General features: G+C 41.5%; 1 tRNA gene. It reads right to left on the reverse strand.

What is annotated here, in order from left to right:
• Nucleotides 1-179: 179 nt before the first annotated feature.
• Nucleotides 180-255: transfer RNA gene (locus RJ47_RS17970), tRNA-Val, on the reverse strand.
• Between the last annotated feature and the right edge of the window lie 46 nt (nucleotides 256-301).

Here is a 301-nt window from a genome sequence, read left to right on the forward strand (position 1 = left end):
AAACATTGAGAACTTTACAATCAACAATAAATTGTTGATTTGTCAGCTTTCCAAATTGTTAAAGAGCTATGTTTTCCGAAGAAATACATTTTCTAAAGATTCTTAGACGGTCGAAAACTCCAACCACACACGTTTTACTGAAGTGGTTTGGAAATCCTAATCCAAAAACATTTAGAGAATGGTGGGCGATACCGGGCTCGAACCAGTGACCCCCTGCTTGTAAGGCAGGTGCTCTCCCAACTGAGCTAATCGCCCACATAAGTTTTGATTCTTCGTGGAGAAGAATGGTGGGTCGTGCAGG

Origin of the sequence: Vibrio sinaloensis (genome assembly GCF_000808535.1) — a bacterium.
GTDB classification, from domain to species: Bacteria; Pseudomonadota; Gammaproteobacteria; order Enterobacterales; family Vibrionaceae; genus Vibrio; species Vibrio sinaloensis_D.